We start from the raw sequence: 15056 nt of genomic DNA on the forward strand, positions 1-15056 counted from the left end.
AATCATGGCTACCTTCATTTCCCTGGTGAGCTTCACCGACCAGGGCATCCGCAACGTCAAGGACTCGCCCGACCGCTTCGTCGCCTTCAAGGCAATGGCCGAGCAGCTTGGCATCTCGGTCAAGGCCGCCTATTGGACGACGGGCAGCTACGACATGGTGCTGATCGTGGAAGGCGCGGAGGACGTGGGCACCGCGCTGCTGCTCAAGGTGGCATCGCTTGGCAACATCCGCACGCAAACCCTGCGCGGCTTCTCGGAACAGGAGTTCCGTGGGTTCATCGCCGCCATGCGCTGAGGTCCAGCGCAAAAGGGGCGGCCCGAAACCGGCGCCGCCCCGTGGAAGCCTTGCCCGACCCGTCACGAGCGGGTCGGGACGCCGGCTCAGGCCTTCTGCTTGTTGCGGAAGTACGGAATGACCTTCTCGCCGATGTTCTTCAGCGTTTCCAGCTGCGCCCACTGCGGAACCGTGCCCATCTGGCAGATGAACAGGATCTCGTCGGCGCCGGCGTCGATCAGGCGCTGCACGTAGCCGATGCAGTCGTTCACGGTGCCGTAGGCGTGGTTGGGGTTCATCATCGCCATGGTCGGGTCGGAGAAGTCCACGGTGACTTCCTCGGAGGCGAAGCGCGAGCGGATCACCGCCTGGCCGTTGCCGTCGACGAAGGTGTCGTCCTGCCACTTGGCCGGGTCCGGGCGCTCGCCGCCGGCGTACCAGTAGGCCAGGGATTCCATGAAGTAGCGCTGGCCGCGGATGCCGATGGCGCGGGCCTGCTCGTTGTCATCGAGGACGATGGCCGGGCACAGCGCGGCGATGTGGCGGTTGGGGCGGAAACCGACCTGCTTGCTCTCGTCGCGGTTGTCCCAGGCCTCGTGGTACACGGCGACCTTCTTGGCGATCTCTTCCGGGCCGCCGAAGCCCAGCACCAGCGCACCCATGCCGCGGCCGCCGGCGTTCTTCAGCGATTCGGTGTTGGTGCAGGCCAGGTACATCGGCGGGTGCGGGTCCTGGTAGGGCTTGGGATGGATCGGCCGCTTGGGGATCTTCACGAAGTCGCCGTTATGCTCGATCTCGTCCTGCACGAACATCTTCGGGATCAGGTACATGGCTTCGTCGATCTGCGGCTGCAGGGTCGCCAGGTCGTAGCCGAAGGTGCCGGCTTCCTGCTGGGTGCCGCCCTTGCCCACGCCGAAGTGCACGCGGCCCTTGGACAGCAGGTCGAGGGTGGCGATGCGCTCGGCGACCTTCACCGGGTGGTTCATCGCTGGCGGCAGGCAGACCACGCCGTGGCCGATGCCGATGCGCTCGGTCTTGCCGGCGACGAAGGCCAGCATGGTCTCCGGGGCGGACATGTGCGAGTAGTTGGTCAGCGCGGTGTGCTCGACGCACCAGAAGGTGTCGAAGCCCAGCTTGTCGGCCAGCACGGCCTGTTCGACGGTTTCGTCGAAGACGCGGCGGTCGCCTTCGCGGCTGCTGTCCAGCGTCTGCGCTTCATAGATCAGAGAGAATTTCATGGGGTTCGTCCCTTGTCAGGTATGGCGGGCCGACGGGCTCTGCCTCGTGGGCCATGTTCCGTGTTCGCCGGCGTCGCGGAATCGACCGAACGGACTACGCCGAAACGCCGGGGGAAATCGGAGAGCCGTAGGATGGGGGGAGCCTGCGAACCCCATGCGGTGGGCGTCGACCTCCGCGCGGGGGCTTCATGCAGCATGGGTTTCGCTCAACCCATCCTACGAATCCGGGTGATTCGTCAGAGGAAGAAGTCGGTCGAGTCCATCCCCATGCTCACGCCGCCGAGGTTCCAGGCGTATTTCGCCGGGCTGTTGGCGACGTGCGCGCGGCCGGTGTGGATATCGCGGAAGGCGCGGTTGATCGGGTGTTCGCGGAAGATGGTCGAGGCGCCGCTGTTGAACATCAGCGCGCCAGTGGCGCGGGCGCACTTGTCGCCGACCACCGCCGAGTCGTAACGCATCTTCACCCGCTCGGGGATGCTCAGCGGTTGCTCGTCGCGGGCGCGCTGCACCATCAGCTCGAAGTTGCGCAGCAGCAGCGTGCGGCATTCGTCGACGCAGAGCATCGCGTCGGCCAGCGCCTGCTGGGCGCCCGGGTCCTGGCCCATCTTGCGGCCGTCGTTGACGCCGACGCGGGCGCGGTTGTGCTCGATGAATGCATCGACGGCGCCCTGCAGCGCGCCAATGGCCGAGGACGACACTGCGCGGACGAAGATCTGCCCGAACGGCAGGCGGAACAGCGGGGCGGTGTTCACCGCGTTGCCCGGGCTGTTCTGCATGAAGCCGTCGATGGAGCGGTGGGTGCGGTACTCGGGGACGAAGGCGTCTTCCACCAGCACATCGTGGGAGCCGGTGGCTTCCAGGCCCATCACGTTCCAGTTGTCGAGTATCTGGTAGTCGCTGCGCGGCACCAGGAAGGTCCGGTAGTCCGGCGCGCCCCCCGGCTCGCTCGGCGGCACCATGGCGCCGAGGAAGGCCCACTCGCAGTGCTTGCTGCCGCTGGAGAAGCCCCAGCGCCCGGACAGGCGGAAGCCGCCCTCGACGCGGGTGACCTTGCCCACCGGCATATAGGAAGAGGAGATCAGCACGCTGGAGTCCTTGCCCCAGACGTCCTGCGCGGCGCGGTCGTCGAACAGCGCCAGCTGCCAGTTGTGGATGGCTACGACGCCGAGCACCCAGGCCGAGGACATGCAGCCTTCGGCGAGGGTCATCTGCACCTCGAAGAAGTCCTTGGGCTCCAGTTCGTAGCCTTCCCAGCGCGCCGGCTGGAGGATGCGGAAGAAGCCGGCGTCGTGGAAATCGCGAATGGTCTCTTCCGGCAGCCGGCCCGCGCGCGCAGCCTCGGCGGCGCGTTCGCGCAGCACCGGCACCAGTTCGCGGGCGCGCTGGCGCAGGCGCTGACGGATCAGGTCTTGGTCGAGCATCTTGTTGTTCTCCTGTGATAGCCCCGCAGGGCTGCGCTCGGGGCCGTGTCGGTCCCTTCGCGAGGCATTGGAGCAATGCCGGCACGGGGCGGCATCCTTCAAACGGACCATATCCCCGCGCGCCGCGGACGCCGGGCCGACTAGTCCCCTCGGACGATGTTGCGCAGGCGGGCCCGCCAGAGAATCCATCGCACAACAACGAACCCCAGCGAGGTCCCGTGCGATGAGCCAAGACAATCTGAAAGCCGACATGCTCCAGGCCATGCGCCGGCTGGCCAAGTCGGTGACCATCATCACCACCAGCGACGGCAAGGAACGCTTCGCCATGTCCGCCACCGCGGTCGATTCGCTGTCCACCGAGCCGCCGTCGCTGCTGATCTGCGTGAACAAGACCGCCTCCCTGCACCGCGTGCTGGAGGCCGGCGCCGACTTCTGCGTGAACATCCTCGGCCAGGAGCAGGAGCACCTGTCGCACCTGTGCAGCGGCCCGGTGAAAGGCGAGGGCCGCTTCGCCAGCGGCGACTGGCGCACCGCCGAAGGCGGCGTGCCCTACCTGGGCGATGCCCAGGCCAGCCTGATCTGCGAGCAGGACGGCCGCTTCGCCTACGGCACCCACACCATCTTCATCGGGCGCATCCGCGAGATCCGCCATACCCCGAGCATCACGCCGCTGATCTACGTGAACGGCACCTACACCACCGCCGTCGCCGCCCAGGCGCCGAGCATGGCGGCGGCGGGCTGACGCCATGGCCGCCACGCAACCGCTGCAGCCTCTGCGCCTGGGCGTCGGGGAAACACCGAACTGGGATGCCGAGACCGACCTGCTGGTGGTCGGCTTCGGCGGCGCCGGCGCCTGCGCCGCCCTCGAGGCGCGCGAGCGCGGGCTGGCAGTCGTGGCCCTGGACCGCTTCGCCGGCGGCGGCGCCACGGCGCGCAGCGGCGGCGTGGTCTATGCCGGCGGCGGCACGCCCTACCAGGCGCAGGCCGGCTATGCCGACGACCCGGAGACGATGTTCACCTATCTGCGCGAAGAGGTCGGCGACGCGGTGAAGCCCGAGACCCTGCGCGATTTCTGCCTGCGCAGCGTCGAGCAGCTGGCCTGGCTGGAACGCCAGGGCGCGCGCTTCGAAGCCAGCGTGCCGCCGCACAAGACCTCCTACCCCAGCGACCGCTACTACCTGTACTACTCCGGCAACGAGTCGGTGCCGGCCTACGCCAGCCTGGCCAAGCCGGCGCCGCGCGGGCATCGCACCAAGGGGCGCGGCATGTCCGGCGCCGCGCTTTTCGCCGCGTTGCGCAGCAGCGCAAAAGCCAAGGGCGTGCTGCTCTACAGCCAGTGCGAGGTCCGCCGCCTGGTGCTCGACAGCGAAGGCGCCGTGGTCGGCGTCGAAGCCTGGCGCCTGCCACCGGGCAGTGCTGCCGCGCGCCGACACGCACGCCTGGCACGCTGGGCCACGGCCATCCATCCCTATGCACCGCCGCTGGCCGAGCGCATGAGCGCCAACCTGCGGCGCATCGAAGAGGAGCATGCGCGGCCGCTGCTGCTGCGTGCTCGCAAGGGCGTGCTGCTCAGCGCCGGCGGCTTCGTCTTCAACCGCGAGATGCTCGGCGAGCACGCGCCGCGCTACCTGCCGGCGCTGCCGCTGGGCACGCCGGGCTGCGATGGCAGCGGCATCCGCCTGGGCGCCGGCGTCGGCGCGGTGCCGGCGCGCATGGACAAGGTCAGCGCCTGGCGCTTCATCAACCCGCCGCTGGCCTGGGCCCGCGGGGTCGTCGTCAACGCCGCCGGCGAGCGCTACTGCAACGAAGAGGTGTACGGCGCCAAGCTCGGCCACGCGATGGTCGAGGAGAACGGCGGCCGCGCCATCCTGATCCTCGACCGCACCCTGTTGCGCGAGTCGCTGCGCCAGGTCGGGCCGGGCAAGGTGTGGTCGTTCCAGCGCCTGCCGGTGCTGCTCAACCTGCTGTTCAACCGCCGCCGCGGCGACAGCGTGGAGGCCCTTGCCGAAGCCATCGGCGTCCCCGCCGGCAACCTGCGCCGCACCCTGGAGGAATACAGCCGGGCGGCGCGCGGCGAACACACCGACGCCTTCGGCAAGTCGCCGGCGATGCTCGCCGACCTCGACGACGGCCCCTGGTACGCCCTCGACCTGTCGGTGGACAGCCAGCTCTATCCGTGCCCGGCGATCACCCTCGGCGGCCTGCGCGTGTGCGAGCGCAGCGGACGCGTGCTGGACGACTCCGGTGAGCCGATACCGGGGCTGTACAGCGCCGGACGCAACGCCGTGGGGGTCGCTTCCAACCTCTACGTATCCGGTCTGTCGATCGCCGACTGCGTGTATTCCGGCCGCCGCGCCGCCGCCCATGTGGCGACGCAGGCTCATGCCGCCACTCCCGAAACCGCCTGAAGGAAAACAAGCATGAACCGTATGCAAGGCAAGGTCTGCATCGTCACCGGCGCCGCCAGCGGCATCGGCCGCGAGGACGCCAAACTGCTGGCCGCCGAGGGCGCCCGCGTGGTGCTCACCGACCTCAACGAAGAGGCCGGACGCGCCGCCGCAGCGGAAATCGGCGACAACGCCCTGTTCATCCGCCACGACATCGCCAGCGAAGACGACTGGAAGCAGGTGATCAAGCTCACCCTGGAGCGTTTCGGCCGCCTCGACGTGCTGGTCAACAACGCCGCCATCTTGGCCATGGCCAACATCGAGGACACCAGCCTGGAGCTGTGGCGCAAGGTGCAGACCATCAACGGCGACGGCTACTTCCTCGGCTGCAAGCACGCCATCGCGGCGATGAAGGACAGCGGCGGCGGCTCCATCGTCAACATGTCCTCGGTGGCCGCGCTCGGCGGCATGGCGGAGTTCTGCGCCTACTCGGCGTCCAAGGGCGCGGTGGCCGCGCTGACCCGCTCCATCGCCATCCACTGCAAGAACCACGGCTATCGCATCCGCTGCAACAGCGTGCACCCGGACGGCGTGAACACCCCCATGACCCAGGCCCTGGCCGGCGGCCAGGCGATTCCCCAGGACGTGCTCGATGCCGATCCGAAGAACCGCATGTGCGCCCCGCGCGATATCGCCAACGTGGTGCTGTTCCTGGCCTCGGACGAGTCGCGCTTCATCAACGGCGCCGAGATCCGCGTGGACAACGCGCAGCTGATCGGCGGCGTCTGAGCGAGGAATGGACATGGGCAGTGCGCAGACCCTGATCCCGATGCCGCCGGTCGAGGGGGGCGGCGCCTTCCGCCTGCGGGTCGCCGAGGTGATCGAGGAAACCGCCGACGCCCGCTCGCTGGTGCTGGAGGTCCCGGCGGAACTCGCCGGGCGCTTCCAGTACCGCGCCGGGCAGTTCCTTGGCTTCCGCGTGACGGTGGACGGCAAGCGCCTGACGCGCTGCTACTCGATGTCCAGCACGCCGGGGCTGGATGCCCGCCCAAGGGTCACCATCAAGCGCGTGGCCGGCGGGCGGGTGTCGAACTGGATGAATGACCGGGTGCGTCCCGGCGACGAACTGGAGGTCCTGCCACCGGCGGGGCACTTCCACCTCGGTGATGCCAAGCGCGACCTGCTGCTGTTCGGCGGCGGATCGGGGATCACCCCGGTGTTCTCCATCCTCCGCGCGGCGCTGGCCGATGGCGATTGCTACATCCGCCTGGTGTACGCCAACCGCGACGCCGACTCGGTGATCTTCCGCGAAGCCCTGCGCGAGCTGGTGCGCGAACACGGCCAGCGCCTGCAGGTGATCCACGTGCTGGACAGCCTGCAGGGCTTCCTCAGCGCCGCCGAAGTGCGCCACCTTCTGCGAGGCTGGGAAGAGGCCGAATGCTTCATCTGCGGGCCGGGTCCGTTCATGGACACGGTGGAGAACACGCTGCTGGACGTCGGCGTCGAACCCGCACGCATCCACGTCGAACGCTTCGTCTCGCCGGCCGACCCGGACGAACTCGCGGCCGCCGACGAGCAGGCGCGCAGTGCGGCTGCGGAAGTCACGGTGGAAAGCCTGCGGGTCCACCTGGACGGCGCCGAGCACGAAGTGCCCTGCAGCGCCGGAGACACGTTGCTGGAAAGCTTCCGCAAGGCGGGGCTGGCTGCGCCGGCCTCCTGCGAGGAAGGCTTCTGCGGCGCCTGCATGTGCAAGGTGGAGCAGGGTGAAGTGCTGTTGCCGCGCAACGACGTGCTGAGCGCCGCCGAACTGGCCGAAGGCTGGACCCTGGCCTGCCAGGGCCGCCCCGGCAGCCGCGAGGTGCGGGTGCGTTTCCCCGACTGAAGAGACGGATTGAAAGAGTTGCTCTCGAGTGTGGGGCTTGTGCCGCCCCCTTTTGGTACCCGGCTTCGGCCGGGTTTTTTTTGTCTCAGCGCCCGGCCAGGCGGAAGGCCGGTGCCATGGCTTGCTGTTCGCGCGTCGACACGCCCAGGTGATCGGCCAGGATGCGCCACTGGCCGACTACCTGGCGGAAGGCGTCGATGCGTTCGTCCGCTTCCGCGAGCGACACGCGGAAGTAGCCGGCCACCGAGCGTGCGAGGTCGAGGTCGAGTTGGTTGTCGGCTTCGCTGACGTTCAGTTTGAGGCCCTGGGCGAACGGCACGGGGTTCATGTCGTAGGCCGGCGACAGACGCCAGCCACGGCCCGGCTGCAACAGGAAACCGTGATTGCGCAGGTGATCGTCGCAGTTGCTCACGAGCATGTTGAACAGGATGCGTGACCACAGCTCGCGCAGGTCGGCATTGGGTTCGGCCCCCTGTTCGATCAGTACCCGCGCCAACTCCAGGTAGCTGGCACCGCTTTGCGCGTCGTCGCCGTCGATGTGCCCGGTCAGTGTCATGGCCGAGGCGAAATGCAATCGCCCTCCGCCCGCTGTGCGGTCGAAGCGCTTGACCATGAAGCAGTGGCGCGGGCTGGCATAGCGAGCGGCACGCCCCTCGGCCACGCGCAGGTCGCAATTGAGCGCCAGGGTGTTCACCAGCAGCTCCCAGGCACCGACGTCGAAGTCGTCGTACAGGCTGGGGAACTTGGCGATCCACAGGTGGCCTTCGGCATCCACGACGCTCGCCTTGGGCCGCGCACCGCCCAGCGAGCCGCCGGGGGCGATGAGCAGGCGCAGCCAGGCATCCGCGTCCGGGGCGTCGTTCTCGACGTCGCGCTCCAGGGCCAGGCTGGCCGCTTCCAGTTCGCGCAGGCGCACCATGGGCGGCGCGGCCCGGTCGTGTCGGTCGTCGAGGAACGGACCGCGGTCGCCTGCCCGAAACCGCAGTGCGCCGACGCGGTACTGGTCGTGTACGCCGAGCAGGTAATCCGATTCATACAGGCGGGTGTTGGCCGGCACCTTGCCGGCCCGCTTGTCCCGTTCGAGACGGCGTTGCATGAGCATGCGGCCCCAGCGGTCGGGGCTGGCGTCGGCGAACACGCCGAACCCCTGGCCGGCGAGCGGATACTGCGGGCCCGCGAAGAGTCCCAGGCGCGGGTCCAACGACAGGGCGCTGAGCTGCGGGTCGAGCAGTGCTTCGCCGTCGTATTCGAAGGCCAGCAGTTCACCGCCGGCGCTGCGGCGGGCGTGGAGATGACCCAGGCGCCTGGGCGCGCCCAGGCCCTGCCAATCGGCATAGACAGCAATAGGCGCGTTCATCGGGAGGGCTTCGCGGGTTTGCGCAGCAGGGCCGAGAGCTCGCTGGCGCTGATGGTCCGGGGCGCTTCAGCCTCGGCTGGGGTGGTCGGCGCAGTGGGCGGGGCCGGAGCGCGGGCTTTTTTCGCGGCCGGCGGCGCGACTGCATAGCGCGCCCTTGTCTGTCGGACGGCGGGCGTACCCAGCGCAGCATCCTGCAGTTGGCGCCCGACTTCGTCCTGCTGGGCCAGCAGCTCCAGGTCGCGCTCCAGGCCGAGTACCTGCATCACCGCCAGGTAAGCGCCGATGGTCACACCGGAGCTGCCGCGTTCCAGGGCGCGCAGGGTCATCTGCGACATGCCGGCGCGTTCGGCCACCTGCTTGGCCTGCAGCTTGCGGCGCAGGCGCGCCAGGCGCAGGCGTTCGCCCAGGCGCTCCAGCAACTGGCTCGTGGCAGGGAGCAGGGGCGCGGTCTTTCTAGCCATGATGCAAGTATTCCGTTCTTAACGACCTGATGAGGAAAGAATAATTTCATTCACTGGGTTTGCAAGGTAAGTCGTAATGTAATTATTACAGCATTAGTAGATTTATAGTGCAGGAATAATTGCATCGTTCTGTGGGACCTTTCCGCGGACTGCCTGCTCTTCAGCTAGTCCCAACGGACGATCTCCCCCCGCCAGGCCCTCGCTAGACTCCGGCGCAGAGCAAACCGACAACAACAAACAGAGGTGGGCGAATGAATCGACTGCAGGGCAAGGTCGCGGCGATCACGGGCGCGGCATCGGGTATCGGGCTGGCCTGCGCCCGCTTGTTCGCGGCCGAAGGTGCCGAGGTGGTGGGGATGGATGTCGGCGCCGCGCCGGCGGAGTTCCCCGGCCTGTTCATGACGCTGGATGTGCGCGACGAGAACAACCTGCAGCAGGTGATGGGCGAGGTGGTCTCGCGCCATGGCCGGCTCGACGTGCTGGTCAACGCCGCGGGGGTCGCCAGTTACGGCAGCGTCACCGAGACCTCGACCGGCGAGTGGCAGCGCGTGCTGGACATCAACCTCACCGGCAGCATGCTCACCAGCAAGCATGCCGTGCCGCAGATGGTCGCCCAGCGCAGCGGCTCGATCATCAACTTCGGCTCGATCTTCGGCCTGGAAGGGTGCTACGGCAACGTCGCCTACAACGTCGCCAAGGGCGCCATCAACCAGCTGACCCGCTCCATGGCCATCGACTACGGCCACGCCAACGTGCGGGTCAACGGGCTCTGTCCGGGGCTGATCGAGACGCCCATGTCGCAGATGGTCCGCGACAACGAGGAGTTCCATGCCTTCTTCGTCGCGCAGCACATGCTGTGCCGCGCCGGGCAGCCGGAGGAGGTCGCCAAGGTCGCGCTCTTCCTTGCCTCGGACGATGCCTCCTTCGTCAGCGGGCAGATGATCGCCGTGGATGGCGGGTTCTCCGCCGGCCGCCGCTTCGCCCCGCCGACCTGAGTCTGCCGCACCCGGGCCGGCGCCGCGCCGGCCCTGTCGTTCCCGTTCGCGAGTCTTCCTGCCATGACCTGCCCGCTTTCCGCCCCGACCATCCCTCACCTGCTGGCCGCCGCGGCGGCGAGCTTCGCCGACCTGCCGGCCATCGAGGACGGCACCCTGCGCCTGAGCTATCGCCAGCTCGACGCCGCACGCCGCCAGGCCGCGCGCGCCCTGCTGGCGCTGGGCCTGGAGCAGGGCGAGCGGGTCGCGCTCTGGGCGCCGAATGCCTGGGAGTGGATAGTCGCGGCCACCGCGCTGCAGAGCGTGGGCGCCGTGCTGGTGCCGCTGAACACCCGCATGAAGGGCGCCGAGGCGGGCCTGGTGCTGCGCGAGAGCGGCGCCAGCCTGCTGTTCGTGATTGGCCAATTCCTCGGCACCGATTACCCGGCGCTGCTCGATGGCGAGGCGCTGCCGGACCTGCGCCAGCGCATCATCCTGCGCGGCGAGCGCGACGGCTGCCTGGGCTGGGAAACCTTCCTAACCCTGGCCGAGGGCGTGCCCGAGTCGGAGCTGGCCGAGCGCGAGTCGGCGCTGAGCGAAGACGACCTCTGCGACCTGCTGTTCACTTCCGGCACCACCGGCAAGCCCAAGGGCGTGATGACCGCCCACGGGCAGAACCTGCGCCTGGTGCGCGACTGGAGCGAGATGGTCGGCCTGCGCGAAGGCGACCGCTACCTGATCGTCAACCCGTTCTTCCACAGCTTCGGCTACAAGGCCGGCTGGCTGGCGGCGCTGATGCGCGGCTGCTGCATCCTGCCGCAGCAGGTGTTCGACGTGCCGGTGCTGCTCGAACGCATCGCCCGCGAGCGGGTGACCGTGCTGCCCGGTCCGCCCACGCTCTACCAGTCGCTGCTCGCCCATCCGCAGCGCGACGCCCATGACCTGACCTCGCTGCGCGTGGCCGTCACCGGTGCCGCCGCGGTGCCGGTGGAGATGGTCCGGCGGATGCGCAGCGAGCTGGGCTTCCAGACCATAGTCACCGCCTACGGCCTCACCGAGACCTGCGGCTTCGTCACCATCTGCCGTCCCGGCGACGACGCGGAAACCGTCGCCACCACCAGCGGCCGCGCCTTCCCCGGCATCGAGGTGCGTTGCGCGGACGAGCAGGGGAGGGCCGTGCCGGCCGGGCAACCGGGCGAAGTGCAGGTGCGCGGCTACAACCTGATGCGCGGCTACTTCAACAACCCCGAGGCGACTGCCGAGGCCATCGACGCCGAGGGCTGGCTGCACACCGGCGATGTCGGCGTACTCGACGAGCGCGGCTACCTGCGCATCACCGACCGCCTCAAGGACATGTTCATCAACGGCGGCTTCAACGTGTACCCGGCGGAGATCGAGCAGGCCATCCTCGGCTACCCGGGCGTGGCCCAGGCGGCGGTGATCGGCATCCCCGACGAGCGCCTGGGCGAGGTGGCCATGGCCTTCCTGCTGCCGGCGCCGGGGCAGCGCATCGACCTCGACGCCTTCCTCGCCTGGTGCCGCGAGCGCATGGCCAACTACAAGGTCCCGCGCCGCGCCATGCTGCTCGATGTGCTGCCGCTGAACGCCGCCGGCAAGGTGACCAAGGACGCGCTGCGCGAAATGGCCCAAAGCCCCGCATAAAGGCCCGGCGCAAACGTAGGTACGTATAACCGTTCGCGGTTATACGCCGTCTGACCGTGGCCACCGGCCCGCTCGCGGTTGAGCTGAACGCTGCCGGCCAACCCGTCACTCGCCAGGCTTCTCCGCACAAAGGAAGGCCACGCTGCTGTGCAGGACGCAGGCCAGCTCGCTCTGCCGGTTGACCCCGGCCTTGCCGAAGATCGAGCGCAGGTGCGCCTTGGCCGTGTTGCGGCTGATGTTCAGGCGCAGGCTCGCATCCTCCAGTGACAGGCCGTTGGCCAGTTGCGCCGCCAGCGCCGCTTCGGCCGGGGTGAAGCCGAACAGCTGGCGCAGCGACTGCTGCGGCACGCTGGCGGTCTGCTCCGGATCGCGCAGGAAGACCGCTACCTGGGCCTGCTTGCCTTCGGCCGGATTGCGACCGGGCAGGCTCTGCACCACCACGCCCAGCGCGGCGCGGCCGGAAGGGCGGGCCAGGGTGATTGCCTCGGCGACCTGCGGGCCGCCGCCCTGGCGTTCCCGGCTGGCCTGCGCGATCAGCCGCTGCAGGGCCAGGTCGTCGCGCCGTACGCTGGCCTGCAGGCAACCGTCGAGCAGGAACAGGCCATCCCCGGCGGCCAGCAGTTCGCGGGCCGCCTGGTTGCTTTCGAGGACCTGCTGGCGGCTGTCCAGGATCAGGGTGCCGATGCGCATGCGTTCGACCGCCGAGGCGTACAGGCGGCGTTCCACTTCGCTGCGTTCCAGCCGGCCGTGCAGGCGCAGTGCCCGCTTGAAGTGCGGCAGCAGCCGCGCGCAGAAAGCCTTGTCGGCGGCGTCGAAGGCCGGCGCGCCATGCGGCCGGCAGATGCGCAGGCGGCAATCGCCGCCGGCATCGGCGAGGTCGGCGCCGAGGATATGGAAGATGTCGAGCGGCGCGTTGAACTGCTGGTAGAAGGCCGACTCGCGCCAGCCTGCCTCGCCGAGGATTTCCGCCACTGTGTGCACCTCGTCCACCGGCAGGTCGACGAAGGGATCGAGCGCGTAATAGGTGCTTTCGTAGGCGTCCAGGGCGCCGCTCGAGATCGCGCCGGCGTTGACCATGAAGCCCGGATCGCCCGGCGCCGCCGGGCGCAGGATCAGGGTCGCGTAGCTGGCCCGCAGCGCCCCGCGCAGGGACTCCAGGCTCTGTTGCCAGGGGACGGCCTCGGCGGCGCCTTCGTAGATCAGGTCGATCAGCCGGCTCAGGTCGTCGGGCGAGATGTCGGTGCCGTGCATGTTGCTCCTCCGCCGCGCGGGCGTCGCCGTGGGCTGTTTTTTCGCCCAAGGCTGGCGCGCCTCGCCAGCGCCGGCATCGTTCGAATGGAGGATGCGTGCATCCTCGCCGGGAACCGAAGCTGTTCTCACCCGTGTGGGCTAGTCCCCGGCGGGGATGTTGGCGGTTGGACCATGGCCAATAGTTCGGCTCGACATCCACCCCCTGGAGAACAGCATGCAATCGCCGATCATCGCCACGAACGCGACCTACCCGCAGCGCTTCGCCCGCGGCTGGCACTGCCTGGGGCTTGCCGCCGACTATGCCGACGGCAAGCCGCACCGCCTGGACATCTTCGGCACCCGCCTGGTCGCCTACCGCGGCGAGGATGGAGCCATTCGCATCCTCGACGGCTACTGCCCGCACATGGGCGCCGACCTCAGCGGCGGCCACGTGCAAGGCAACGACGTGGTCTGCCCGTTCCACCACTGGCAGTGGGGCGCCGACGGCAAGTGCACGTCCATTCCCTATTGCCAGCGCATTCCGCCGCGCGCCCGGGTCAAGGCCTGGCCGACCCTGGAAGAGAACCGCCTGCTGTTCGTCTGGCACGACGCCGAGGGCGGCGCGCCGGATCCGGAAGTGCGGATCCCGCGCATCGAGGCCTGCTTCTCGCCGGAGTGGACCGAGTGGCGCATGCGCAAGATGGTGATCAACACCAACTGCCGCGAGCTGGTGGACAACCTCGCCGACTTCGCGCACTTCGGCCCGGTGCACGGCTCGCCGGCCAGCTACTTCTGCAACACCTTCGACGGCCACATCGGCTACCAGATGTTCCAGGGCGAGGAGAGCGAGCTGCTGGGCAACGGCCTGCGCGCCGACAGCGCCTACTTCGGCCCGGCCTACCACGTCACCCGGATGAGCGCGCAAACCGCCGAGGGCAACATCGACACCCTGCTGCTCAACTGCCACGTACCCATCGACCAGAACAGCTTCGAGCTGCGCTATGCGGTCAAGGTTCGCAAGCAGCCCGGGCTGAGCGACGAGCAGAACGAGGCCATCGCCGAGGCCTATGCCAACCAGGCGCACAAGTCGTTCTTCCAGGACGTCGAGATCTGGCACGGCAAGTGCCGCGTCGAGAAGCCGCTGCTGTGCGAAGGCGACGGCCCGGTGTACCAGCTGCGCGAGTGGTACGAGCAGTTCTACACCGACGTCGCCAAGCTGCCGGCGCCGACCCTCAAGGTCTTCGAACGTCGCGACGGCGGCTGGCGCCAGCTCGACGAAGTGCCCGAGCAGGCGCGCAGCCAGCTGCACCTGATCTGAGCCGGGGGACAGCCAGATGAAGCTCAAGGGCAAGGTCGCGCTGGTCACCGGTGCAGGTTCGGGCATGGGGCGCGCCACCGCCGCCCTGTTCGCCGAGCAGGGCGCCAGCGTGGTGCTGGCGGACATCGACGGCGCCGCCGCGGAAAGCGCGCGGCAGGCGCTGCCGGGCAGCGAAGGGTGCATGGCGGCGTCTTGCGACATCGCCGATGCCGATTCCGTGGAGCGTCTGTTCGCCGCGGTGCAGGAGCGCTACGGCCGGCTCGATGTGCTGGTCAACAACGCCGGCCTCGGCCAGGTGCCCGGCGACGGCTTCGAGCACTACCAGCAGCGTCTGGGCGAACGCAACGCGCAGCTTGCCGCCGGCCAGCAGCCGGACGTGTTCACCGACATGATCGTCGACCTCACCGACGACGGCTGGCGGCGCATCCTGGCGATCAACCTCGACGGCGCCTTCTACTGCAGCCGCGCGGCGGTGCGCCTGATGATCGCCTGCGGCAGCCGTGGCTCCATCGTCAACGTCGCCAGCCTGTCGGCGCTGACCGGCGAGGGGCCGCTGGCCTACTGCGCCTCCAAGGCGGCGCTGCTCGGGCTGACCAAGTGCCTGGCGCGCGACCTCGGGCCGCGCGGCATCCGCGTCAACAGCGTATGCCCGGGGCCGACCCGCACGCCGATGATGCAATCCATTTCCCGCGAGTGGGCGCAGGCCCTGGAGCGGGCGATTCCCCTGGGACGCATGCTGGAACCCGAGGAGATCGCGCAGACCTGCCTGTTCCTCGCCAGCGACGATTCCAGCGCTTTCACCGGACAAACCCTCGCCGCCAGCGGCGGCATGTTGATGCATTGAAGAGGCAA

The 15056-nt window shown here is 68.9% G+C and carries 14 protein-coding genes; 9 read left to right on the forward strand and 5 right to left on the reverse strand.

Annotated elements, in window-relative coordinates; translation table 11 throughout:
• The first annotated feature begins 4 nt into the window (after nt 1-4).
• Nucleotides 5-295 carry a GYD domain-containing protein gene (locus tag ACA097_RS20070; RefSeq protein WP_043254294.1) on the forward strand — a complete coding sequence of 97 codons (291 nt, stop codon included), beginning with the start codon at nt 5-7 and terminating at the stop codon, nt 293-295.
• A gap of 86 nt (nt 296-381) precedes the next feature.
• On the opposite strand, the gene ACA097_RS20075 is transcribed toward ACA097_RS20070, so the two are convergent.
• Both ACA097_RS20075 and ACA097_RS20080 read right to left on the reverse strand, forming a co-directional pair.
• Nucleotides 382-1512, reverse strand: a complete 1131-nt coding sequence (locus tag ACA097_RS20075; RefSeq protein ID WP_043254292.1) for an LLM class flavin-dependent oxidoreductase — start codon at nt 1510-1512, stop codon at nt 382-384.
• Between the two features lie 236 nt (nt 1513-1748).
• The gene (locus ACA097_RS20080; protein ID WP_371365526.1) at nt 1749-2933 is read right to left on the reverse strand and encodes an acyl-CoA dehydrogenase family protein; all 1185 of its coding nucleotides are present in this window, start codon (nt 2931-2933) and stop codon (nt 1749-1751) included.
• Between the two features lie 223 nt (nt 2934-3156).
• Here ACA097_RS20080 and ACA097_RS20085 point away from each other — a divergent pair, with 223 nt between their 5' ends.
• The 4 genes from ACA097_RS20085 to ACA097_RS20100 are packed head-to-tail and all read left to right on the forward strand — an operon-like array spanning nt 3157 to nt 7202.
• Nucleotides 3157-3675, forward strand: a complete 519-nt coding sequence (locus ACA097_RS20085) for a flavin reductase family protein (RefSeq protein ID WP_043254288.1) — start codon at nt 3157-3159, stop codon at nt 3673-3675.
• Nucleotides 3676-3679: 4 nt separating this feature from the next.
• Entirely contained in the window at nt 3680-5341 is a 1662-nt protein-coding gene (locus ACA097_RS20090) for an FAD-binding protein (RefSeq protein WP_043254285.1), read from the forward strand.
• 12 nt (nt 5342-5353) lie between these two features.
• Entirely contained in the window at nt 5354-6109 is a 756-nt protein-coding gene (locus ACA097_RS20095) for a glucose 1-dehydrogenase (protein ID WP_043254283.1), read from the forward strand.
• 13 nt (nt 6110-6122) lie between these two features.
• Nucleotides 6123-7202: a 2Fe-2S iron-sulfur cluster-binding protein gene (locus ACA097_RS20100; protein WP_371365529.1), complete on the forward strand. Its 1080-nt coding sequence runs from the start codon at nt 6123-6125 to the stop codon at nt 7200-7202.
• A gap of 85 nt (nt 7203-7287) precedes the next feature.
• Here ACA097_RS20100 and ACA097_RS20105 read toward each other — a convergent pair whose 3' ends face one another.
• The gene (locus ACA097_RS20105; RefSeq protein WP_371365531.1) at nt 7288-8559 is read right to left on the reverse strand and encodes a type II toxin-antitoxin system HipA family toxin; all 1272 of its coding nucleotides are present in this window, start codon (nt 8557-8559) and stop codon (nt 7288-7290) included.
• The gene (locus tag ACA097_RS20110) at nt 8556-9020 is read right to left on the reverse strand and encodes a helix-turn-helix domain-containing protein (RefSeq protein ID WP_371365533.1); all 465 of its coding nucleotides are present in this window, start codon (nt 9018-9020) and stop codon (nt 8556-8558) included. Before ACA097_RS20110 ends, ACA097_RS20105 begins: the two co-directional genes overlap by 4 nt.
• A 251-nt stretch (nt 9021-9271) precedes the next feature.
• Between ACA097_RS20110 and ACA097_RS20115 the strand changes: the two genes are divergently transcribed.
• Complete coding sequence (locus tag ACA097_RS20115; RefSeq protein ID WP_371365535.1) at nt 9272-10015, forward strand: SDR family NAD(P)-dependent oxidoreductase; 744 nt, start codon at nt 9272-9274, stop codon at nt 10013-10015.
• A gap of 63 nt (nt 10016-10078) precedes the next feature.
• Complete coding sequence (locus ACA097_RS20120; protein ID WP_371365537.1) at nt 10079-11656, forward strand: FadD3 family acyl-CoA ligase; 1578 nt, start codon at nt 10079-10081, stop codon at nt 11654-11656.
• 105 nt (nt 11657-11761) lie between these two features.
• Here the strand turns inward: ACA097_RS20120 and ACA097_RS20125 are convergent, their stop codons facing one another.
• Nucleotides 11762-12907 carry a helix-turn-helix transcriptional regulator gene (locus tag ACA097_RS20125; RefSeq protein WP_371365539.1) on the reverse strand — a complete coding sequence of 382 codons (1146 nt, stop codon included), beginning with the start codon at nt 12905-12907 and terminating at the stop codon, nt 11762-11764.
• A 214-nt stretch (nt 12908-13121) separates the two neighbouring features.
• On the opposite strand from ACA097_RS20125, the gene ACA097_RS20130 reads away from it, so the two are divergent.
• On the forward strand, nt 13122-14204 hold the full coding sequence (locus ACA097_RS20130; RefSeq protein WP_043254270.1) for a Rieske 2Fe-2S domain-containing protein: 1083 nt from the start codon (nt 13122-13124) through the stop codon (nt 14202-14204).
• Between the two features lie 16 nt (nt 14205-14220).
• Nucleotides 14221-15048, forward strand: coding sequence for an SDR family NAD(P)-dependent oxidoreductase (locus ACA097_RS20135; protein ID WP_371365542.1), 828 nt, complete (start codon nt 14221-14223; stop codon nt 15046-15048).
• Nucleotides 15049-15056 lie beyond the last annotated feature (8 nt).

This window comes from Pseudomonas sp. QL9, assembly GCF_041409665.1.
In the GTDB taxonomy this organism is placed as follows: domain Bacteria; phylum Pseudomonadota; class Gammaproteobacteria; order Pseudomonadales; family Pseudomonadaceae; genus Pseudomonas; species Pseudomonas knackmussii.